The sequence below is a fragment of the Gordonia sp. CNJ-863 genome (assembly GCF_001942325.1).
Taxonomy (GTDB): Bacteria; Actinomycetota; Actinomycetes; order Mycobacteriales; family Mycobacteriaceae; genus Gordonia; species Gordonia alkanivorans.
Genome location: NZ_MKKG01000085.1, coordinates 1 through 1,228, shown reverse-complemented (window position 1 = coordinate 1,228; position 1,228 = coordinate 1). Strand labels below are relative to the sequence as shown.

Sequence of the window (1,228 nt, the reverse complement as noted above, 5' to 3'; positions counted from 1 at the left end):
TCGCGTTGTACCTCAGCGGCGGATCATCAGCGGCCCCAGAAGTAGTGGCGCCGCCTGCTGTGTCAGCGGTCGATAACACCGCCCAGTTCGCAGCCAGTGACCTCGCCCAGCAGTTCGTCTCGGCCTGGCTGACCACCCACCGCGGTGACGAGGGATCGCTGCAACGCTTCGTCGACGTGGATGCCGGGACCGGCGCGCTGCCGGCGCAAGCGCTCTACGAGTCCGCCGACACCCACATCGCCGGAGTGCGTGAAGTGTCTGGGGTCGACGGCGCCGACGCTTACGCGGTGACCGTGTCCGCCGAAGTCACCCCCGCTGGCGCTGACACCGCAACCCGCCGCTACTTCCAGGTGCCAGTGGTGGTGTCAGACAAAGGGGTGCGCGCGATGGCGATGCCCGCCGCGGTACCGGCACCCTCCACCGGCCTGACAGTCAACCTCGACTACTCCAACCAGCTCAGCTCTAACGCCGCGATCGTCACCGCCGCACAAGGATTCCTCTCAGCCATGCTCACCGGTGACGGCGACGTCACCCGCTTCACCAGCCCTGGAACCAGCCTCGGTGCGATCACCCCGGCCCCGTACGCCTCCATCTCCGTCATCGGAGCCCGCACGCAGAAGTCCCTCGGGGACTCTGCTGAGACCCCGGCTGATGGCCAACGAGCACGACTGCTGCTCACCATCTCCCAACAACCACCCGGGACCGCCAGCTCCACAGATGCACTCACTGGGGCCTATGCCCTGACGATGGCTGCACGCGCGGGCCGCTGGGAAGTCAGCGCACTCGACCCCGCCCCGGCGGCCGGCGTCAACGGATCAGACGTCGCGTCCTCGCTGGCCGGCGAGGAGGACGAGAACACCGACACTCCGACCGGCGCGGAGACTTCTGCTCCCGCCAGCAGCGAACCAACCTCTGACTCCGGCCTCGGTGGCGGTGATGACGAGGCGGGCTCTGACGACGTCCTGCCCACAGTGACCAGCGAGCCGAGCAGCCCGCGCGGCTCTACCTCTGCCCCCACCTCAACACCGTCATCCGGCGGCGGTGGTGGATCACTACTCGGCCCCGGCGGCATCGATCTGGGACCTCGATAACCCCCCTTTTCCCATCAACCCATCACCGACCACTCCACATGCGAAAGGACTCCTCATGATCACCGAGACAGCCACCCAGATCGTTCTGGCCGACGGGCTCATCGACACCTTCAACAACCTCACCGGCGACGTCATCA

At 67.1% G+C, this 1,228-nt stretch carries 1 protein-coding gene; it reads left to right on the top strand.

The genetic code is table 11. The features are described 5' to 3' along the window. Positions 1-1,091 (top strand): conjugal transfer protein (locus BJF87_RS23750; RefSeq protein WP_139319589.1); only part of this gene is annotated, 1,091 nt, incomplete at its 5' end. Between the last annotated feature and the right edge of the window lie 137 nt (positions 1,092-1,228).